Annotated in this window: 16 protein-coding genes and 2 pseudogenes; 9 read left to right on the top strand and 9 right to left on the bottom strand. The window is 62.9% G+C overall.

Annotated elements, in window-relative coordinates:
• Window positions 1-104: 104 nt before the first annotated feature.
• From mgrA to AADJ02_RS14800, 4 genes are all read right to left on the bottom strand, one after another.
• A complete protein-coding gene (gene mgrA / locus AADJ02_RS14815; protein WP_341213781.1) occupies window positions 105-1,133 on the bottom strand; it encodes an L-glyceraldehyde 3-phosphate reductase in 1,029 nt (342 codons plus the stop codon).
• A gap of 62 nt (window positions 1,134-1,195) precedes the next feature.
• Complete coding sequence (locus AADJ02_RS14810) at window positions 1,196-2,572, bottom strand: FAD-binding oxidoreductase (protein ID WP_341213780.1); 1,377 nt, start codon at window positions 2,570-2,572, stop codon at window positions 1,196-1,198.
• 91 nt (window positions 2,573-2,663) lie between these two features.
• Complete coding sequence (locus AADJ02_RS14805) at window positions 2,664-4,301, bottom strand: hydantoinase B/oxoprolinase family protein (RefSeq protein WP_341213779.1); 1,638 nt, start codon at window positions 4,299-4,301, stop codon at window positions 2,664-2,666.
• Window positions 4,298-6,352 carry a hydantoinase/oxoprolinase family protein gene (locus AADJ02_RS14800; protein ID WP_341213778.1) on the bottom strand — a complete coding sequence of 685 codons (2,055 nt, stop codon included), beginning with the start codon at window positions 6,350-6,352 and terminating at the stop codon, window positions 4,298-4,300. The genes AADJ02_RS14805 and AADJ02_RS14800 overlap by 4 nt, the downstream gene beginning before the upstream one ends.
• A gap of 694 nt (window positions 6,353-7,046) precedes the next feature.
• Between AADJ02_RS14800 and AADJ02_RS14795 the strand changes: the two genes are divergently transcribed.
• The 5 genes and pseudogenes from AADJ02_RS14795 to AADJ02_RS14775 form a co-directional block, all read left to right on the top strand.
• Window positions 7,047-8,063: a TRAP transporter substrate-binding protein gene (locus AADJ02_RS14795; protein WP_341213777.1), complete on the top strand. Its 1,017-nt coding sequence runs from the start codon at window positions 7,047-7,049 to the stop codon at window positions 8,061-8,063.
• A gap of 57 nt (window positions 8,064-8,120) precedes the next feature.
• Window positions 8,121-8,717: a TRAP transporter small permease gene (locus AADJ02_RS14790; RefSeq protein ID WP_341213776.1), complete on the top strand. Its 597-nt coding sequence runs from the start codon at window positions 8,121-8,123 to the stop codon at window positions 8,715-8,717.
• A gap of 13 nt (window positions 8,718-8,730) precedes the next feature.
• Window positions 8,731-10,035: a TRAP transporter large permease subunit gene (locus tag AADJ02_RS14785; protein WP_341213775.1), complete on the top strand. Its 1,305-nt coding sequence runs from the start codon at window positions 8,731-8,733 to the stop codon at window positions 10,033-10,035.
• Window positions 10,036-10,093: 58 nt separating this feature from the next.
• Window positions 10,094-10,945 (top strand): DeoR/GlpR family DNA-binding transcription regulator, encoded by an 852-nt coding sequence (locus tag AADJ02_RS14780; protein ID WP_341213774.1) that lies wholly within the window; start codon window positions 10,094-10,096, stop codon window positions 10,943-10,945.
• 9 nt (window positions 10,946-10,954) lie between these two features.
• Window positions 10,955-11,143: pseudogene (locus AADJ02_RS14775) on the top strand (ATP-binding protein); the annotation flags it as partial.
• A gap of 38 nt (window positions 11,144-11,181) precedes the next feature.
• On the opposite strand, the gene istB reads toward AADJ02_RS14775, so the two are convergent.
• The 3 genes and pseudogenes from istB to AADJ02_RS14760 form a co-directional block, all read right to left on the bottom strand.
• The gene (gene istB, locus AADJ02_RS14770; RefSeq protein WP_341213773.1) at window positions 11,182-11,898 is read right to left on the bottom strand and encodes an IS21-like element helper ATPase IstB; all 717 of its coding nucleotides are present in this window, start codon (window positions 11,896-11,898) and stop codon (window positions 11,182-11,184) included.
• 14 nt (window positions 11,899-11,912) lie between these two features.
• Entirely contained in the window at window positions 11,913-12,821 is a 909-nt protein-coding gene (locus tag AADJ02_RS14765; protein ID WP_341213772.1) for a hypothetical protein, read from the bottom strand.
• A 42-nt stretch (window positions 12,822-12,863) separates the two neighbouring features.
• Window positions 12,864-13,016 (bottom strand): annotated as a pseudogene (locus AADJ02_RS14760) (IS3 family transposase); the annotation flags it as partial.
• A gap of 288 nt (window positions 13,017-13,304) precedes the next feature.
• Here AADJ02_RS14760 and AADJ02_RS14755 point away from each other — a divergent pair.
• On the top strand, window positions 13,305-15,527 hold the full coding sequence (locus AADJ02_RS14755) for an ATP-dependent RecD-like DNA helicase (RefSeq protein ID WP_341213771.1): 2,223 nt from the start codon (window positions 13,305-13,307) through the stop codon (window positions 15,525-15,527).
• Between the two features lie 151 nt (window positions 15,528-15,678).
• Here the strand turns inward: AADJ02_RS14755 and AADJ02_RS14750 are convergent, their stop codons facing one another.
• Complete coding sequence (locus tag AADJ02_RS14750; protein ID WP_341213770.1) at window positions 15,679-15,933, bottom strand: hypothetical protein; 255 nt, start codon at window positions 15,931-15,933, stop codon at window positions 15,679-15,681.
• Window positions 15,934-16,382: 449 nt separating this feature from the next.
• On the opposite strand from AADJ02_RS14750, the gene AADJ02_RS14745 reads away from it, so the two are divergent.
• The 3 genes from AADJ02_RS14745 to AADJ02_RS14735 all read left to right on the top strand — a co-directional run bounded on the left by AADJ02_RS14745 (window position 16,383) and on the right by AADJ02_RS14735 (window position 18,682).
• Entirely contained in the window at window positions 16,383-16,622 is a 240-nt protein-coding gene (locus tag AADJ02_RS14745) for an Arc family DNA-binding protein (RefSeq protein WP_341213769.1), read from the top strand.
• Window positions 16,619-17,059 carry a type II toxin-antitoxin system VapC family toxin gene (locus AADJ02_RS14740; RefSeq protein ID WP_341213768.1) on the top strand — a complete coding sequence of 147 codons (441 nt, stop codon included), beginning with the start codon at window positions 16,619-16,621 and terminating at the stop codon, window positions 17,057-17,059. Before AADJ02_RS14745 ends, AADJ02_RS14740 begins: the two co-directional genes overlap by 4 nt.
• A gap of 429 nt (window positions 17,060-17,488) precedes the next feature.
• Window positions 17,489-18,682 carry a Fic family protein gene (locus AADJ02_RS14735; protein ID WP_341213767.1) on the top strand — a complete coding sequence of 398 codons (1,194 nt, stop codon included), beginning with the start codon at window positions 17,489-17,491 and terminating at the stop codon, window positions 18,680-18,682.
• A 126-nt stretch (window positions 18,683-18,808) separates the two neighbouring features.
• Here the strand turns inward: AADJ02_RS14735 and AADJ02_RS14730 are convergent, their stop codons facing one another.
• Window positions 18,809-19,681, bottom strand: coding sequence for a PfkB family carbohydrate kinase (locus AADJ02_RS14730; RefSeq protein WP_341213766.1), 873 nt, complete (start codon window positions 19,679-19,681; stop codon window positions 18,809-18,811).
• Window positions 19,682-19,689 lie beyond the last annotated feature (8 nt).

The raw sequence follows: 19,689 nt of genomic DNA, 5'->3' as shown, positions 1-19,689 counted from the left end.
GATCTGCGGATCGCTGAAAGTTCCGCAAATGAGCCCCGCCCCCTTTTAGAGGAGCAGGACACTTGGAGACTACGTAACGCCCTCGAGCAGCAAATGGTGCGGGATCAGCTGTTTGTCGCGCCAGCCCACAGGTTGATGTCGCCTTCAACCGCGTAGCGATCGATCTCGGCGAGCTCTACGGCGGTGAAGTCCAAATTTGCCAGCGCGCCAACACAGTCGATGACCTGCTGCGCTTTCGATGCCCCGATCAGAGCGGAGGTTATCGCACCGCCCCGCAGAACCCAAGAAATCGCCATCTGCGCCAGCGTCTGGCCACGGCCCTCGGCAATGCGGTTCAGCTGACGGATATTTTCGATGTTTTCTTCCGATAGGAAGCCTTCGCTCAACGTGGTGCCACGGGCGCCACGGCTATTGGAGGGAACACCGTTGAGGTATTTGTTGGTCAGCATCCCCTGCGCCAGCGGCGTAAAGACGATGGAGCCCATGCCGAGCTCGGCCAGCGTATCCTTCAGGCCGTCGCGCTCGATCCAGCGGTTGAGCATGTTGTAGCTTGGCTGGTGAATGAGGCAGGGCGTCCCGAGGTCCTGGAGGATCGCGGCGGCCTTGCGGGTCATCTCAGCGTTGTAGCTCGAGATCCCGACATAGAGTGCCTTGCCCTGTCGCACGATGCTGTCGAGAGCACCCATGGTTTCCTCGAGCGGCGTGTTCGCGTCGAACCGGTGCGAGTAGAAGATATCGACATAGTCGACGCCGAGACGCTTCAGCGACTGGTCGCAGGACGCCATGAGGTATTTGCGCGAACCGCCATCACCATAGGGCCCGGGCCACATGTCCCAACCCGCCTTCGACGAAATCAACAGCTCGTCCCGATAGCCCTTGAAGTCAGTGCGCAGGATTTCCCCGAACGCCTCTTCGGCGGAGCCTGCGGGCGGGCCGTAGTTGTTGGCGAGATCGAAGTGGGTGATCCCGAGGTCAAAAGCGGTCTGGCAAATCGCGCGCTTGGCGTCATGCGGCGTGTCGTGGCCGAAGTTGTGCCAAAGACCCAGCGAGATCGCCGGAAGTTTCAGCCCGCTTGCGCCGCAGGTGTTGTAGGTCATCTTTTCGTAGCGAGTTTCGCTTGGCGAATAGGTCATGGATAGTCCTTCCATCCTTGGTCTGGCCGGTTGGTGTGGAGCGCAGCGCGCGGGATCGGCGCTCAGGCGTAGGCCTGTTTTGGCTCCCATGAAGCAAAGCGCTTCGTGGAGCGGAAGCGGTTGTATCTGAAGGGCGTCGGATCGACGGTCGGACGGTCCCCTGCCACCAGCTCCGCCATGAGCTGGCCAACTGCGGGACCGGCACCAAAACCATGGCCGGACAGACCTGCCGCAATGTAGAGGCCTGGGATCTGTTCGACCCCGTCAATCACCGGCACACCATCCGCCGTGGCGTCAATTGCGCCACCCCAGGCATGCGTCACCCGCGCATCGCGCAGGGCGGGCAACGTCTCGCGCATCCCTTTCAGGGCGCGGTTGAGCATCCAGTCCGACGGCTCGGGATTCAACACCCGCACAGCTTCGAAGGGGGTCATCTGGTCGAGGCTCCAGCGCTTGCGCGAGATGAGTTCTTCGAAGAAGTCCTTGCCGAAGCGCAGGCTCAGCTCTCGCCAGCTCTTGAGGAAGACGGGCAAATAGTCGGTGAACAGGCGGAAGCTGTCCGGTGTGATCGGTGCGATATTGATGTTGCGCGGACCCACGGTATAGCCGCCGTCCATCCGCTTGCGCAGGCCAAATGCCGCGCCTCCCATGGGGAAATCAGGGCCGTTGTGGAGATTTCCCGAGACAACTTCGACGCGCGCAGCGGCGGCAATGATGTTCAGTTGCGGCAGATGCACACCCATGTTCAACAAGAAAGGGCGGGCCCAGACACCTCCGGCGACCACCACGGCAGAACATTTGATTGTGCCTTTTTCGGTCACGACCGCAGAGACGGCGCCGCCGGTCTTCTCGAAACCGCGCACCGCACATTGAGTGACGATTTTTGCCCCCAGGCGGCGGGCGGCGTCGGCAAAGGCAGGCACGGCGAGCGCCGGTTCCGCGCGCCCGTCCGTCGCCGTATGCAGGCCGTAGTTTTGACCTGGCGCGATGCCCGGAACGATGTCCTCGATCTCGCGGGCTGTCAGTTCACGCAGTGGCAGGCCGTATTCCTTGCCGGTCTTGGCCCATCCCTCGGCCTGTTTGACTTCCCAGTCCTTCTTGCAGACGTAGACGATGCCGGTTTCCTTGTAGCCCGCTTCGATCCCAAAACGGTCCTTGAGCGTGCGCCAGAGGTTGAGGCTCTGGATCGTCAGCGGCATCTCGAGCGGATCACGGCCCATCTGGCGGGTCCAGCCCCAGTTGCGCGACGACTGCTCGGCGGCAATTTCGCCCTTTTCGCACAGGGTGACACGGACGCCCTTCTCCGCGAGGAAAAGCGCGGTTGACACGCCCGCCGTCCCACCGCCGATGACCACCACATCAGTTTCGGCCGGAAGTTCGGACTCGCTCACGACCGTGTTCAGCGAGGGGACGAACCCTCTGGTTTCACTGTTAATCATGATAAATTCTTTGCTCAGGAGTTCGTGGCGTGTCCGCGGGACGGCCACGGATCGTGTACCGTGACCGCTCCTCGTTGCGATGGAAGGTCCGTCAGGCGCCCAGACCGAAGGTCTTCTTGGCGACCGCGGCGCTGATGCGGCCCTCCGCGATGTCGCGCAGGACGGACTCTTCGGGGCGTTTCGCTGGATCACCGTAGCCACCGCCACCCGGGGTGGTGATCGTGACGATCTGCCCGGGCTTCAGGTCGACCATCCCCGCGAAACTCGTGCGCTCGTCGCCGAAGTCGAGCATGGTACCCTTGGCGCTTTGGCCGCCGTCGAGACCCCAGGGCTGCGACGCCACGCGAGAGCTCTCGACGGTGAAGCGGCAGGCCTTCTCGGCACGATAGACGCGCCGGACTCCCATGCCGCCGCGGAACTGACCCAAGCCAGCGCTGTCGTCCACGAGCTCGTAGCGCAGCAGCGTGAGCGGGTATTCCAGCTCCAGCGCCTCGACCGGCAGGTTCGAGGTGTTGGTCAGACCGACATGGATGCCCGAGAGCCCGTCCGCGCCGGGGCGTGCGCCGCCACCGCCACCGATCGTCTCGAGGTAGACCCACATGTTGCCGTCCTCGTCTGCGCCGTTGAAAATCGCGCCGGTACAGCAGCCGTTGCCGGCCGCCATGACCTTGCCCGGAAGCGCCTTGGCGAGCGCGCCGTAGACCAGATCGGTCACACGCTGCGACGCCGCGATCCGCCCCTCGACCGCCGCCGGATGGGCACAGTTGAGGATCGAGCCCTTGGGCGCCGTCACGGTGAGCGGCCGCGCCAGACCCGCGTTCGGCAGGACGGTCGGATCAAGCACGGATTTCACCGTGAAATAGGCCGCTGCCAGAAGCGAGGTGTAGATCAAGTTTAGGCCGCCGCGAACCTGCGGCGGGCCATCGAAGGCCAGCCGCATCTCGTCGCCGGTGACGGTAATGTCGACCTTGAAGGTCATCGCGCCGGACCATTGGTTGCTGTCGAACTGATCTTCGAAGCTGTAGGTACCGTCGGGGATCGCCTTGATCGCCGCACGCATCTTGCGCTCGGCGTAGTCCTGCAGCGCGTCACCTGCGGCGAGCACTTTCGCGGTGCCGTATTTGACGCAGAGGTCGCTCATCCGCTGCACGCAGAGCCGGTTCGCGGACATCTGGGCGCGCAGGTCCGAGATGCGCTCGCGCGGGACTTGGCAGTTGAGCAGGAACATCTCCTGCAGGTCGTTGTTGAGCACGCCCTCCCTGTAGAGGCGGACCGGCGGGATGCGGATGCCTTCCTGATAGATGTGCTCGTGGCCACGGTCGGCGAAGTCCGAATGGTGTGCGGTGTTGACCGCCCATGCCACCAGCGTGCCGTCGACGAAGATCGGTTCCGCCAGAACGATGTCGGGCAAGTGCGTGGCCCCGCCCGCATAGGCGTCGTTGGCCATGAACACGTCGCCCGGCTTGATGTCGGCCATGTCGAAACGGTCCTGGATCGCGGGGATCACGCCGAGGAAGGAGCCGAGGTGCATCGGGATGTGCTCGGCCTGGCACAGGGTGTTGCCGCGGTGGTCGAAGAGCGCGGTGGAGCAGTCGCGCCGCTCCTTGATGTTGGTAGAATAGGACGCGCGCACCAGCGCCTCGCCCATTTCCTCGACGATGCTCTGAAGTGCCGATCCGATCACCTCGACCGTGATCGGATCGATGGTCATTTTTTCGGTCGCGGTCATGCCTTCACCTCCAGGATCAGGTTGAGATAGGTGTCCACGGTGCCCGACATGTCTGGCACGATGACCGTGGTGGTATCCATTTGTTCAACAATTGCAGGGCCTTGGATGACATTGCCGGGGCGCAGCTTGTCCCGCACGTAGACCGCGCAGGACACGAAGTCGCCGGCTTCGGCCATATAGACGTCGCGGGTGGCGATCTGCGCGGCGGAAGCATCGGGACCTTCAACCGGCTGCGGCTTGAACTGAGCCTTATTCACGACACCGGCCGCTTCGAGACGCAGTGTGACGAGCTGTATCTGCTCGCCTTCAGCGACGAAGCCGAAGCGTTGACGGTGCGCGGCCTCGAAGCCTTCCTCAAGCGCCTTGAAGGTCTCGGAGGTGATTGGACCGGCAGGCACGGCGACGGAAAGCTCGTAGTTCTGGCCCATGTAGCGCATGTCCGCAGTCCGCGTCATCACGCGGCGGTCCTCGGAGATCTCCTCGGCATCGAACCATGTGCCTGCCTGTCCCATGAGGTCGGCAAAGCCTGCGTCGATGGAGGCAAGCGCACTGTCTTCAAGCGGCAGCAGGCGTGAGATCGCGAAGTCGGCGCGCAGGTCGGTGAGCAGCAGTCCGAGCGCACAGAGCGTGCCCGGAGTCAGCGGCACGATTATCTTGTCCATGTCGAGCTCGCGGGCCAGCCGTGCGGCGTGGAGCGGGCCCGCCCCGCCAAAGGCCATCAGTGCGTAGTCGCGCGGGTCATGACCGCGCTGCACGGAAATCACGCGGATCGCCTTCGCCATGTTTGCAGTCACGACCGAGATGATGCCCTGGGCGGTTTCCATCACGCCCAAGCCAAGCTTGTCGGCGAGGCGCTGCACGGACTCGACGGCCAGATCGCGGCGCACCTTCATGCGGCCACCGAGGATCTCGACGGGGTTCAGCGTCTGCAGCACAATGTTAGCGTCGGTCACGGTCGGTTCGGTCGAGCCGAGACCGTAGCAAACTGGCCCCGGATGCGCCCCGGCAGAGCGCGGCCCCACCTTGAGCAGCCCGCCGGTGTCGACGCTGGCAATCGAGCCGCCACCTGCCCCCACGGTGTGGATGTCGAGCATTGGCGCCTTGATCGGGTAACCGTGCACGTCGGCCTCGCCGGTCAGCTGGCAAACACCGTTCTGTAGCAGCGCCACGTCCGAGGAGGTGCCGCCGACATCGAAGGTGATGATGTTGTTGAAGCCGGACATCTTGCCGATGGCCTGGGCCGCTACGACGCCGGTCGAGGGGCCGGAAAGCACGGTACGCACGGGCAGGTTCGCAGCGGTGTCGAAACCGATGACGCCACCGTTCGACTGGGTCAGTTGCGGTGCGATTTCCAGCCCGATCTCGTCGAGGTTCTCTTTCAGCCGGCGGATGTAGCGCTGCATGACCGGGCCGAGATAGGCGTTCACCACGGTGGTGGAGAGACGCTCGAACTCGCGGAACTCGGGCGCGACGTCATGCGAAGTCGAGACGAAGACATCCGGAAGCTCTTCCGCGATCACGCGCTTGGCGAGCTTTTCGTGCTCAGTGTTGAGGAAGCCATAGAGGAAGCAGACGGCGAGCGACTTGATGTCCTGCCCGGCGAGAAGCTGAAGTTCGGCGCGCAGCGCATCGACGTCGAGGGGGACATCGACGGAGCCGTTGTAGCTCATGCGCTCGGGCACCTCGCGGCGCAGGTCGCGGGAGACCAGCTGCTCGGGCTTATCGGCCATCATGTCGTAGAGGTTGGGACGCTTCTGGCGACCGATCTCAAGAAGGTCGCGGAAACCGTCGGAGACGATCAGGCCGGTCTTCACGCCGCGCAATTCGATCAGCGCATTGGTGGCGACGGTCGTGCCGTGACCGAGGAACGATAGGTCCTTGGCGGTCTTGCCAACCTGGTCCATCCCCTCGACGACGCCGGTCGTGATCCCGCGGGAGGGATCGTCTGGGGTCGACGAGACCTTCCAGATCTCCACCTTGCCGCTATCTTCGTCAAAGAGGCAAACGTCCGTGAACGTGCCACCGGAATCTACGCCAATTCTCCAGGCCATTTCTGCCTTCCTACCTTTGGGTCAGGCCGCGCGTGCGGCCGATTTCTGGAATATGTCGCGCCGCGGAGCGACACGCGAGGACGCCGGTTACTGCCGTCGCGGGACGGACCTTCGCCGCAGGTTCATGCAGGAGGCCGGCGTGTCCCCGACCGCGCCCGAGTTGATCGGTTTGCGAAGTTTGCAACAAGATACGATCACAATTCTTCATAACAGGGTAAAGACAGCCAATCTCAACGCCGCACATTCCGTGGCGCGACCGGCCCCTCGGGCCCGTAGCGCCCCGATTCCACCCGGGCAAAGCCGGGTGCTGAGTGCGGTCTCTGCAGGGCTATGGCTAGAGCCCTGCAGAGGATTTTCGATCATCGACGGCATGTACTGCTGCCTTTGTCCTGTGTGGTTTAGGAGATTCGGGAAAAATTCCCGTTACAGTCGTAACATTGCTCATTTATGGATGAATGTGAACGAAATTCTCTCACTTCGGGTCAGAGTCGGTAGTTTCGGCGCTCTACCTGTGCAAGATCACCCAAATACGTCATAATCGCGCGCCGATATCACAACAGAATGCGCGAACGTGAAAGTTTCTTGACGACATGGCCTTGGATGTGCCTGCATGCACGCATCATTGTGCACGCCTCAATGATCGGTGCGGCGCACGTATCCGCCCGAAACGATAGCAATCGCAGGGAGCTTTACCATGACATTCACTCGTCGCGCGTTCATGCGCACCGCCACCGCTACCGGCGCGCTCGTCGCGTTCACTGGCCCCGCCTTCGCCAATGCCCGCTGGGACATGTCCGATGAGTACGGCGCCACGTCCCTCTCTGGTCAGGCGTGCAATTTCTTTGTGGAGGAAGTCAGCAAGAAGGTCGGCGACAAGCTTACTATCAACTACCAAGGCGGCGGCGCCCTCGGCTACAAGTCGATCGACCACTTCGATGCCGTTCAGGATGGCGGGGTGCAGGCGGCGGTCACCCTGATGACGCAACTCGGCGGCATCGACCCCCTGTTCAACCTGTCCTCGCTGCCTTTCATTGCCTCGGACCTCGGCGAGGCCTACTTGCTGTGGCAGGCCGCCCGCGAGGAATACGCGAAGGTCTTCGAAGAGAACAACATGGTGCTGCTCTGGGCCATGCCGAATGCGCCCTCGGGAATCCACGCCAAGATGCCGATCACCTCGGAAGACGCCCTTAAGGGCCTGCGCGTGCGCACCTATGACGTCAACGGGACCCAGACCCTCAAGAACGCGGGCGCGGCTCCGCTGCAAGTGGCCTGGTCCGACCTGATCCCGCAGCTGTCGACCGGCGGTCTCGATGCGGTGCTCACCTCCGCGGATGGCGCGGTCCAGCTGTCGATCTGGGACTACCTGAGCGACTTCACCGAACTCAGCTACGCCATGGGCCTGTTCATGTGCCACGTGAACAAGGACGAGTTCGACGCCCTGCCCGAGGACGTTCAGACCGCCATGCTCGAAACCATCGAAGCCTGCGACGCCTACAACTGGGACATCATCCGCGCCTCGATCGACACGGCCTACACCAAGATGGCCGAGAACGGCATGAACATCACCCGCAGCGCAGACGTGCCGCAGGAGGTCTTCGACTTCCTTAAAGAGGCCGGTGTTCAGGTGCGCGAGAACTGGCTGGCCGAGACTGGCGAGCGCGGCGAACGCATCCTCGCCCGCTTCGAGGAACTTAAGTCCCAGCAGGGCTGATCCTCCTCTCCTCCGCACCCGGCCCAGCGGGGCGCGGAGCCCCAGTAATGACAAACCATGGAGCGTGCAGTGAGTCCCGTAGCGAAGGCTGAACTCCCCGAGATTGAAGAGCACCACCACCCCGACCGCAACGACGATCCGGTTTGGCTTGCCTCCATCGCGCGGCTGTCGACGATCCTCAACCGGACCGCAGCTGTCATCTCGGCGATCCTTCTGGTCGCGATGACCCTGCTCATCCTGCTCGAGATCTGCATGCGAATGTTCTCAACCTCGACCTATATGGCCGATGTTCTGGTGGGCTTCGGCGTTGCCGCGATCACCTTCCTCGCTGCGCCCTGGGCGCTAGAGGAAGGTGCAATGATCCGTGTAACAGCCCTCACCGACACACTCTCCGGTCCGGTGCGCTGGATCGTCGAAGCCTTCGCCCTCGGCTCCTCCGCCGCCATCATGGGTTTTCTCGCCATGCACCAGTGGAAGACAGTGGCGAAGCTTTTCGAGCGCGGCTCGGTCAGCGAACACCTGATTCCGATCCCGCTCTGGATCCCCGAGAGCTTCTTTTTCCTGGGTCTCGCCCTGCTGCTCCTGCAAATGCTCGTACGGGCGCTCCGGCTCGTCGTGGTCGGTCACGCCGAAGAACGCGCCCTGACCCTCTGATCGGAAGATTTCCATGCCCATCACGTTTTCCGCCACGGTCGTCCTTCTGCTGCTCGTTCTCTTCCTCGGCTCGGGCGCGTGGATATTCTCCGGTCTGATGCTGGTCGGGGCCTCGGCAATGTATTTTGTCCTCGACTTTAGCGCCGCCCGCATCGGGACCATCGCCACCAAGGTGATCTCCTCCTCCGCCATCTCGTGGGAGCTTGCCGCCATCCCAATCTTCATGTGGATGGGGGACATCATCTTCCGCACCGACATCTCGCAGCGGCTATTCCGCGGCCTCACACCCATGGTGGCGCGCATCCCGGGCGGGCTGCTGCACACCAACGTCTTCGGCTGCACGGTCTTCGCCGCGATCTCCGGCTCGTCCACCGCCACCACGGCGACGGTGGGCAAGATCACCATCCCCGAACTGCAGGCGCGCGGCTACGACCTGCGCCTCGCCGCAGGATCACTGGCCGGCGCCGGCTCCTTCGGGCTGCTGATCCCACCCTCGATTGCCATGATCGTCTACGGGGTCCTGGCCGAAGTCTCTATTGCCAAGCTCTTTGCAGGCGGATTGCTTCCCGGCCTGATGATGGCAGGACTCTATGCAGGCTATATAGCGCTTGTCTCCCTGCTGCACCCCGAACGTGCCCCGCGCCACGAAGGTACGGTGGACGCCCGCGCCATTGCACGCGGCTTTGTCGAACTGCTGCCGATCATGCTGCTCATGTTTGTCGTGCTCGGTTCGATCTACTCGGGCATCGCCACGCCGTCCGAGGCCGCCGCGGTCGGTGTGTTCGGGGCCATCGCGATCACCATCGTCACCGGTCAGTTCACGCTCAAACTCATGCGTGACAGCCTGGCAGCGACCATCCGCGTCTCGGCCATGATCCTCATGCTGATTGCCGCATCCTCTTTCCTGTCGGCAGCAATCGCTTTCCTGCAGTTGCCCAATCAGATCACGGAAGCCATCTCGTCGCTCGACCTGTCGCCACATGGCGTCCTGCTGATCCTCGCCGGCCTCTACATCGTGCTGGGCATGTTCCTCGATGGCACCTCGATGACTGTGATGACGGTGCCGATCGCGGTTCCACTCATCGTGCAGGCCGGTTTCGACCCGCTGTGGTTTGGTATCTACCTCGTCATCATGATCGAGATGAGTGCCCTGACACCCCCGGTGGGACTTAATCTCTTTGTGCTGCAGGGCCTCACGCAGCGATCGCTTGGCGAAACCGTGCGCGCAACGATGCCCTTCTTCCTGCTGCTGTGTCTCGGAACGGTCATTCTCGCCGTTTTCCCGCAGATCGTGCTGTGGTTACCTAGCCTGCTTTGACGCACTTAGATACCGATAGTCACGTCAAACCGGCCAAATGCCAGATTAGGAGGTCCCCTTGCGCAAGTCAGAGGACACATTGAATGAAGAGATGCTGCCGGCAGAACGTCGGCAACATCTCATCGACTGGTTCAAGCATAACCAAGCGGGTTCCGGTCAGGATCTTGCTCGGATGCTGGGCATTTCAGTATCGACCATTCGCCGCGACCTAGACGTTCTGGCAGGCGAGGGTCTCGTGCGGCGCACCCATGGAGGCGCAGTGGCAATCCGATCGCGCTCGAGCTACGAGCCGTCCACCGATTTGTCGCGGCGAACTGCGGTCGAGGAAAAACTGGCTATCGTGCGCGAGGCGCTCACGCTCATCGAGCCAGGCCAGTCCCTCTTAATCGATACCGGCGCCGTCATTTGTCATCGGCTGGCCGACGAGATCGCAAAGATCGACTTTCCACTGACCGTGATCACCAACGATCTCTACGTGGCCAAGCAACTGACCTACCGCGACAACATCATCCTGATCGTGCCAGGAGGCGCATGTCGTGTCGGCTCTTTCAGCTTATTGGGGGAACCCGGGCTGGGTTTCCTGAAGAATATCCACTGCGATATCTTCTTCACGTCGGCCACCGCAATCGACGAAAATGGCACTTCGGAAACAAATTTGGAGCTGGGGCACATGAAGCGGGCGATGGCCGCCGCCGCAGGAGAGGTCGTGCTCATCGCGGACAGCAGCCGGTTCATGTCTTGCGCCCTGCACCGCACGGTGCCTATCAACTCTATCGACCTCATCATTACAGACGCAGGTCTGCTTGAAGAGGACCGCGCTAAGTTTCCGCCGCACAAGCCCTGCTTCAGAATCATCGACAGCGCACAGATGGATGGCGCGGAGGATGATAATCCGGATATGCCGTCCTGAAATGTGATTTCCACCATGATCACGAGCCAGATGCCCGTCTCCACCTGGCATGACGTGGTTGGCGAGCCGACCTTCGCGGACGCCATCCTCGACCGCATCGTCCACAACGCTTACCGCATCGTGCGTATTCCACGGAAGATGGGCAGCCATTCCACGCCTCGGGCAGTCTGGCCGACGGTTGCATGGAGTCAGGCATGAAGGGTTGGGTCAAGCGGTTTGAGCCTGGCCGCGCGCTTTCACATGCTTTCCCCAACGAGGGGCAACCGATGGGCGTTGTGGACGAGCCGGTCCAGGATGGCGTCGGCCAAGGTCGGGTCCCCGATGGCCTCGTGCCAATGCTCGACCGGGAGCTGACTGGTGACGATGGTAGAGCCTCGGCCATGTCGGTCCTCGAGGATCTCAAGCAAGTCGCGTCGCTCGGATGAGCTCAGAACGGCAAGGCCCCAATCATCGAGGATGAGCAGGTCGGTCCTCGCCAGCGCTTTGAGCATGCGGGCGTGCCGGCCGTCGCCCCGGGCGATGGCAAGCGCCTCGAAGAGACGCGCTACCCGGTGGTAGACGACAGCGCGGCTGTCACGGCAGGCCTTCTGCCCCAAGGCGCAGGCGATCCAACTTTTTCCCAACCCGGTCGGGCCGGTGATGAGCAGGTTCTCGTGGCGGCCTATCCACCCGCCGTCGACCAGATGAGCCATCATGGTGCGGTCGATGCCGCGCGGGGTGCGCAGATCGAGGTCTTCCACGCAGGCAGCCTGGCGGAGCGCTGCGAACTTGAGCCGGGCGGTCAGACGCTTGGCATCGCGTTCGGCAGCTTCCCGGTCGACCAGAAGACCCAAGCGCTCTTCAAAGCCGAGACTGTCGAAGGTGGCCGGGATCTGACGCTGCTCGTCCAGCGCCTTCGCCATGCCCGTGAAGCCGAGGGCGATCAGGCGCTCGGAGGTGGGGTGGATCAGCAAGATGGGATCTCCTTTCAATGGTAATAGCCCCGCCCGCGAATGTTGGGGTGGTGGAGGGGAAACGGCTCGGGTTCGTCCTCGAGGAAGGCGCGGTCGAGCCCGTTCTTCAGGATCGATCTGATCGAGACGACGGAGCGGGCCCGGATCGACAATCCGCGCCGACAGGCGGCATCGAGACGGGCAGGCTCGTAGCTCTTGGCCAGCGCGAGAACGCCGAGGCAGCTCCGAAAGCCCTGCTCAGGGTGGGGGCGGTCGGACATCACGGCCTCGCAGAATGCCGCCACCGACGGGCCGAGCTTCGCGGCCTGTGCCAGCACGCGAGCCGGTGTCCACTCTGCATAGTGACGATGGGCCGATGGCATGTGCTCTGGCACTGTCACATGGCTGCGCCGACTGGGACAGCGGGGATGGCTGGCAACCCGTTGCCCCCTATGGAAGATCTCCACGACGGCACCGCAGACGCGGACATCGACCTCCTGTCGGATCAGGCCGAACGGCACCGAATACCAAGAGCTGTCGACTTCGACATGATAGTCGGGCGCGACACGGGCCCGTTTCCAGCGGGCGAACATATAGGGCTCCGGCGGCAGGCACTGTAAATTCGGCCGATCGATGGTGGCGAAGAGATCGGCACGGCTGGCGCCATAGCCGCGCATGACGCGCATGTTCAACTCGTCCACCAGCCGGCGGATCGCAGCGTTCAGATCGGCCAGGGAGAAGAAGCGCCGGTTGCGCAGCCGTGCCAGAACCCAGCGCTGCGCGACCTGCACGGCCACCTCCACCTTGGACTTGTCGCACGGCTTGTAAGGGCGCGCCGGCAAGATGGCGGTGCCGTAATGACTGGCCATCTCGGCATAGGTAAGGTTCAGGCCCGGATCAAAGCGGTCCGCCTTGAACACCGCCGACTTCAGGTTGTCGGGCACCACTGAACCGCGCCGGGTTTTCCGGAGGCTGATTGGTTTTAGCTACGCGGCCATACTCGATGTTTCCAGAGCCGCGTAGTAGTTCGCCTCCGCTTCCGCTGGAGGGATGCTGCCTATGGGCTCGAGCAGGTGGCGGTTGTTGAACCAGTCCACCCACTTGAGGGTCGCGTACTCCACCGCTTCGAGGCTGCGCCACTGCGAGCTCCTGTCGGAGTGGAAAAACGGCGAGCGCCTGAGGGGGTCGACGCACGGCAGAGCTACGCGGGCGGCTGTCTCGCGAAGGGGATTGTCAACTTGGACGGCGGGAAGATCTGTTACCTTTCCGGCACAGGCTGGTACGCTAGGATCGGGATAGATGAGAGCAAAGGGGAGCGCTGGCTTTGCTCAGAAGCCGAAACTGGCGCGATGTCGTGGCGGAATGCGGGAGAATGCCGTCACCGACCATGTTGAAGCTTTTTGGCCGCGCAGAGGCTGGTCTTTAGCATGAAGCGCACCCGAGACTCGGAGAGGGAGGATCCGGCCACCAGCGAAGTGCTCGCCGGTCTGGTCGAGCGAGTGACATTTCACAGCGCCGAGAGCGGCTTTTGCGTGTTGCGGCTGAAGGCGCGAGGACACCGCGACCTGGTCACCACCATCGGGCACGCCGCCACGATCTCGGCCGGTGAGTGGGTGACGGCCTCCGGCGAATGGGTCAACGATCGGACGCATGGCCTGCAGTTTCGCGCGCGGTTCCTGAAAACGTCGGCACCGTCGTCCCTGGAAGGCATAGAGAAGTACCTCGGCTCCGGAATGGTTCGCGGGATCGGGCCGGTCTACGCCAAACGCATGGTCAAGCATTTCGGCAAGGACGTGTTCGATATCATCGAAGCCGCGCCGGAGCGGCTGCGCGAAGTCGCAGGGATCGGCCCGAAGCGCGCCGACAAGATCACTTCCGCCTGGGCTGACCAGAAGGTGATCCGTGAGATCATGGTCTTCCTTCATCAGCACGGGGTCGGGACGGCCCGTGCGGTTCGCATCTTCAAGACCTATGGCACCGACGCCGTGCAGGTGATGAGCGAGAACCCTTACCGCCTCGCGCGGGACATCCGCGGTATCGGTTTCCGTACGGCGGACCTGATCGCAGAGAAGCTGGGCATCGAGAAGACTGCCATGATCCGCGTGCGTGCCGGGATCTCCTACGCGCTCAGTGAAGCGATGGGAAACGGGCATTGCGGGCTGCCCGTGGTGGAATTGACTGCTTTGGCCGTGAAGCTGCTTGATGTCTCCGCAGACCTCGTGGGGACGGCAATGGAACTCGAGCTGGCAGACGGCACAATCATTGCCGACAGCGTCGCAGGCAAACCCTGCGTCTTCCTCAGCGGCCTCTATCACGCGGAGAAGGCTATTGCAGAGCGGATCCAACGGATTGCTGCGGGCGAGGTCCCGTGGCCCGAGATCGACGCTGAAAAGGCCCTGCCCTGGATCGAGAGTCGGACCGGGCTGTCTCTGGCGGATAGCCAGGCAGAGGCCATCCGGTTGGCTCTGCGTTCCAAGGTGCTGGTCATCACGGGTGGTCCGGGTGTGGGCAAGACAACGATCGTGAATTCGATCCTGCGCATCCTGCAAGCAAAGTCGGTCGAGCTTTTGCTTTGTGCTCCGACCGGCCGCGCCGCCAAGCGCATGACAGAAGCGACCGGAATGGAGGCAAAAACGATCCACCGCCTTCTTGAGTTTGACCCCCAAGCCTTCGGCTTCAAACGAGACCGCGAGAACCCGCTCGAATGCGAGCTTCTGATCGTGGACGAGAGCTCGATGGTCGATGTCCTGCTGATGCAATCCTTGCTCAACGCCATCCCCGATCACGCGGCATTGTTGATCGTCGGCGACATCGACCAACTGCCATCGGTGGGCCCCGGGCAGGTACTGGCCGACATCATCGGCTCGGAGGCCGTTCCAGTGGTTCGGCTGACGGAAGTGTTCCGTCAGGCGGCCGAAAGCCGCATCATCACCAGCGCACACCAGATCAACCGTGGGCGTATCCCCGATCTCGCAAAGCCCGAAGGAGAAACCGACTTCTACTTCGTGCCAGCGTCCGACCCAGAGCAAGCGGTCGCCCGGGTCGTGGAGCTTGTCCGCTCGAGGATCCCGCAGCGTTTCGGCCTCAATCCCATTCGCGATGTGCAGGTCCTGTGTCCGATGAACCGTGGAGGCGTGGGTGCGCGCTCGCTGAACATTGAACTGCAGGCCGCCCTCAATCCCGCCGGCGGCAGCAAGGTCGAGCGCTTCGGCTGGACCTTCGCACCGGGGGACAAGGTCATGCAGATCGAGAATGACTACGACAAGGACGTCTATAACGGCGACATCGGCTATGTCAGCAGCGTCGATCTCGATGACGGAGAACTCGTGGCAGACTTCGATGACCGCTCCGTCGCCTACGGCTTCGGAGAGCTCGACACGCTCGTGCCTGCCTACGCCGCCACGATCCACAAGAGCCAAGGATCGGAGTACCCGGCGGTGGTCATCCCGGTCCTGACCCAGCACTACGCCATGCTGCAGCGAAACCTGCTCTACACGGGCGTGACCCGTGGAAAGAAGCTCGTGGTCCTCGTCGGGCAGCCGAAGGCCGTGGCGATGGCAGTGAAGAACACGTCCGGTCGCCGGCGGTGGTCAAAGCTCGACGAGTGGCTGAGTGGTGCAGCCGGGGGCAGAGCTCAAGTCGCCCCCTGAGGCGGATTCAAAACTGATGGCCATGTCTGAAAAGCGTGTTGGTCATACAGCTATCAGCGGATCCCATGCATCTTCGACCCCCTACTGTCTCCACGTATCTGAGCAAGGCTGCGCCACGACCGCCTATGCCGACCAAGTCGGTCCCATGCATTTACATGCCGGCCACTTGAAGCATGTTTTTTGCCCGGTAGGTCTCAAGCGCCTCATCGGGATCGGGAAACGGATAGACATCGAGCACGTCGGCACCACCACCGAGGGCTGACCTGAAATGCGCCATCGCTTCCCGCGCATCCACAGGGTCGCCACCGCCCAGCTCGTTGAAATCTACCGTTGTGGCCGTGGGTTCTACCTCGCCGGCAGGTGTGAAAACGGCAGTCCAGTGACTGTACGCCGGATCAATCGACATGGGAGCCCTCCCGCTGTTGTCTTTGTTTAACCAAGCTCCGTTGGAGCTGTCAGGAGAGGCCTCTTATCACAAGGTGGCCCACTTGGTCCGGCCCGTGACGTCATGTCACAGCAGGGCGGATGCCCCACAGATCGCAGGCCAGAATCGGCGCGCAGTTCAAAGATCCCCTATGCTTGGCACGAGCCCATCTCCCCGCCGTTCCCCGAAAGATGGCTATTGATACCGCGGGGCTCGGGCTCTGCGGTGGCGTCGGCCAGCGCGCCCCGATTGGGCCACGATCGCGGGCGGAGAGCATCAGGCATGAACCCTCGCGCGATCTCGGATGCGGCAATACGACTTCTCACTCAGACTGCCGCGCTATCCTCGGGCTGCGGTCGCATACCCTCGCTTGAATGTGGCTCGTCGCAAGGCCATCACTACGAGACATCTGCCATCATGTCGGAGGGATCATGGCGAACATGACGGTAAGAAACCTGCCGGACGAGGTTCACGAGCGCCTACGCGCGCAAGCCCAAACGAACGGACGCAGCCTGGAGGCAGAAGTACGCTCGATCCTCGTGCACTCTGTCATTGCATCCAGCGACGGCGGTTTCGGACACCAGCTTCGCGAGCGCTACGGGCGCCACCTCGGGGATGAGCTGGCGGTTGAGCGAGACCAGACCACGAACCAGCTGAGCCTGTTCGATTGATCATTCTTGATACGGGCGTGATCTCCGAGACCCAGAGGAAAGTCCCCGACGATGCTGTCATGGACTGGCTCGACGCGCAGGATCCCACGAACCTCTTTCTGAGTGCGATCACGGCGGCGGAGCTGATCTTTGGCGTTCAGGCAATGCCGAAGGGCAAGCGGCGCGACGGTCTGATGGAGGCTGTCACAGCTATTCTCGAAGAGGACTTTTCTGGCCGGATCCTGCCCTTTGATGGCGCGGCGGCACGGATTTACGGCGCGCGTGTCGCGGTCGCATGCCAGCAGGGCTACGCGATCTCGATTGCGGATGGACAGATCGCCTCGATCGCCCTCTCCCGACCGGGGGCGATGGTCGCGACGCGCGATCCCATGCCGTTCATGGCGCTCGGAGCGGACGTCCTCGACCCTTGGGCGCTTGGCGGGCCGAGACGCCGTTAGGCGACTGTTGTCACTTCCGGGCGCGTGCGGGCCCCTCGGCCCGCCGAGCCACATTCGTTGCTCCTCTGGCGAGGACCATCGGCTGACCAGATCCTCGGCGCGCCGCCGAGGCAGCCAGCAGGGCCGCCGGCGAACATCCGAAGTTTCTCTTCACATAAGTGGGATGACGAGTTCTCGTGAGGCTGCAGGGCATGCCGCTTCGTCGAAGGCGGGAAGGCTTTGGACCCGTCCTTGCCAGCGCGATCCTCCCACCAGGTTGCCCTTTCCGGCCGTCCAACCGGCACTAGAAGCGGAACAGTTCGCAAGAGCGAGGCAGGGCCGCATTCTTCAAGGCAATGGAGAAAAAAGATATTCTCTTCTTGCCCGCCCCCATGATAGCGGATGATAAAGCGGAACTCCAAGGGGGCTTTGAGGCGTCATTTCCCAATCATGACAAAGCTGCGCGACGACCAGGAAACCATCTACGCGGTGGAGCCGCTTCTGCCCGAAGAGGCTTCAAAACACCGGCCCGCCCTCAATGACCTTGCGCTTGAGCTGGCGACGGTTTCGGCGGAGCTGAGCGCCGCCCTGCCCCCGGCGATCCGCACGCCCCTGAGCGGACTGGTCCGCTCGATGAACTGCTACTATTCGAACCTGATCGAGGGGCATGACACGCATCCGATCGATATCGAGCGGGCGTTGCGCCAGGACTTCAGCGCCGACCGGGAAAAGCGGAACCTTCAACTCGAAGCCGTGGCACATATCGCGGTCCAGAAGTGGATCGACGACGGCGGGCTGACAGAGCATCCCCTGCATCCGGAAAGCCTTCGCGAGCTTCATCGGCGCTTCTGTGCGGGGCTGCCGGAGGAACTGCTTCTGCAGAAGGATCCCACCGGCAATCCCCTACCGGTCATCCCGGGTCAGTTCCGGGAAGGTTATGTGAAGGTCGGGCGCCATGTGCCCCCCAGTCCCGGCGCAGTGCCCAGGCTGCTCGCGCATATGCATCGGATGTATCGCATGCAGGGTCGTCTTGGCACCGTTCTGGCGGTTGCCTGCGCGCATCACCGGCTGGTCTGGGTCCATCCATTCACCGATATGAACGGACGGGTCGCCCGTATGGTGGCACATGCCATGTTGCGCGATACGGTGCGATCGGAAGGCCTCTGGTCGGCGTCCCGGGGGCTTGCCCGCAACGTGGTAGACTACAAGGCCCGCCTCGAAGCCGCCGATGCGAAACGCCCCGGCAGCGCCGATGGGCGCGGTGCGCTCTCGGAAGCCCGGCTCGCCGAGTTTGCGCAGTTCTTTCTGCAGTGCTGTATCGACCAAGTCTCCTTCATGTCTGGCCTGATGCGGCCGTCCGAGCTGAGGGGACGCGTCGTGGACTGGGCGCGGCAGCAAGAAGCACGCGGAGGCGTTCTCAAGGGCAGCGATCGGATCCTGCGCGCCGTTTTGATGGAGGGCGAGATTGAGCGGGGAGCGGTTCCCGACATGCTGGGTGTCAGCGACCGTCAGGCACGAAAGGTGACCGCCCGGCTTCTCGAATTGGAAGCCCTGTCCTCGAACAGTCCGCGCTCATCATTGCGGCTGAACTTTCCAGCCACACTCGCATCGGCATGGATGCCAAACCTCTTTCCCGAGAAATAAGGGTCCGGAGACAGAGCGTGTTCTCCGTCGAGATGACAGGACGATTGCTCAGATTCAGGCTTCGACCCGGGTTACATGGCAGACGGGCTCATCATCGTTCGAGGCCAGAGAATGTCCTGACTGAACTCAATCCGTGATTTGAGACACATGTCGAGCGGCCGCGCGATTGGCACCGCCGAGCGCTGTTGCGAAGTCCGCACCGGCTGCAAGCTGCCCGACCAGCGCGCCGATGAAGCAGTCGCCCGCACCATGGGTCGAGACCAACTTGACCTTCTCGGCCGGCAGCGCCGCGTGGTTCTGCCCGCTCCGGAAGGCCACACCATCCCCACCGGCGGTGACCACGACACAAGGGAAGCGCGCGGATAGAACCTCAGCGGCAGCTGCCGCCGTCTCCAGAGACGACACGGCCATACCGCACAGGCCTTCGGCCTCCAGCGCATTGACGACGAGGATATCGACGAGATTCAGAAGGTCCGGACCCATGTCCCGCCAAGGCGCGGCATTGAGGCAGACCGCGACACCGCGCGCCTGCGCCGCCCGCGCCGCTGCGACATTGATTTCTTCGCGCACTTCGTTCTGCAAGACCAGATGGCTCGCGCCGTCCCAAAGCCTGTCTGAAGCCAGGCTCTGCTCCGCGATGTCGAGGTTCGCGCCGGACACGATGACGGCGCCGTAGTCGCCGCTTGCGTCGGCAATCGCCACGCTCATACCAGAGCGCGTCTCCGGCAGCCGCGCCACATGGCTTGTCGATACGCCCTTGTGGGAAAGACGCTCTAGCAGGAAGGCGCCGAAATCGTCATCCCCCACCGCCGATACCATGCGCGCCGCGACCCCCTCCGCCGCGACGGCAACCGCCTGGTTGCCGCCCTTGCCCCCGAACTTGGGGTACCAACGGCTGCCGGTCACGGTTTCGCCCGCCGCGGGACGATGTGGGGCTTCGACGAAGATGTCATAGTGCAGGCTGCCGACAACGATGACGGCACCAGGTGTCCTTGTCATGGGGTGTG

This window comes from uncultured Limimaricola sp., assembly GCF_964022235.1.
In the GTDB taxonomy this organism is placed as follows: Bacteria; Pseudomonadota; Alphaproteobacteria; order Rhodobacterales; family Rhodobacteraceae; genus Limimaricola.
This window is presented reverse-complemented; position numbering and strand designations above follow the sequence as displayed.

Coding starts and splice junctions, on each gene's coding strand:
- mgrA (WP_341213781.1), bottom strand. CDS start 1,133: ATGACCTATTCGCCAAGCGAAACTCGCTACGAAAAGATGACCTACAAC.
- AADJ02_RS14810 (WP_341213780.1), bottom strand. CDS start 2,572: ATGATTAACAGTGAAACCAGAGGGTTCGTCCCCTCGCTGAACACGGTC.
- AADJ02_RS14805 (WP_341213779.1), bottom strand. CDS start 4,301: ATGACCGCGACCGAAAAAATGACCATCGATCCGATCACGGTCGAGGTG.
- AADJ02_RS14800 (WP_341213778.1), bottom strand. CDS start 6,352: ATGGCCTGGAGAATTGGCGTAGATTCCGGTGGCACGTTCACGGACGTT.
- AADJ02_RS14795 (WP_341213777.1), top strand. CDS start 7,047: ATGACATTCACTCGTCGCGCGTTCATGCGCACCGCCACCGCTACCGGC.
- AADJ02_RS14790 (WP_341213776.1), top strand. CDS start 8,121: ATGGAGCGTGCAGTGAGTCCCGTAGCGAAGGCTGAACTCCCCGAGATT.
- AADJ02_RS14785 (WP_341213775.1), top strand. CDS start 8,731: ATGCCCATCACGTTTTCCGCCACGGTCGTCCTTCTGCTGCTCGTTCTC.
- AADJ02_RS14755 (WP_341213771.1), top strand. CDS start 13,305: ATGAAGCGCACCCGAGACTCGGAGAGGGAGGATCCGGCCACCAGCGAA.
- AADJ02_RS14750 (WP_341213770.1), bottom strand. CDS start 15,933: ATGTCGATTGATCCGGCGTACAGTCACTGGACTGCCGTTTTCACACCT.
- AADJ02_RS14745 (WP_341213769.1), top strand. CDS start 16,383: ATGGCGAACATGACGGTAAGAAACCTGCCGGACGAGGTTCACGAGCGC.
- AADJ02_RS14735 (WP_341213767.1), top strand. CDS start 17,489: ATGACAAAGCTGCGCGACGACCAGGAAACCATCTACGCGGTGGAGCCG.
- AADJ02_RS14730 (WP_341213766.1), bottom strand. CDS start 19,681: ATGACAAGGACACCTGGTGCCGTCATCGTTGTCGGCAGCCTGCACTAT.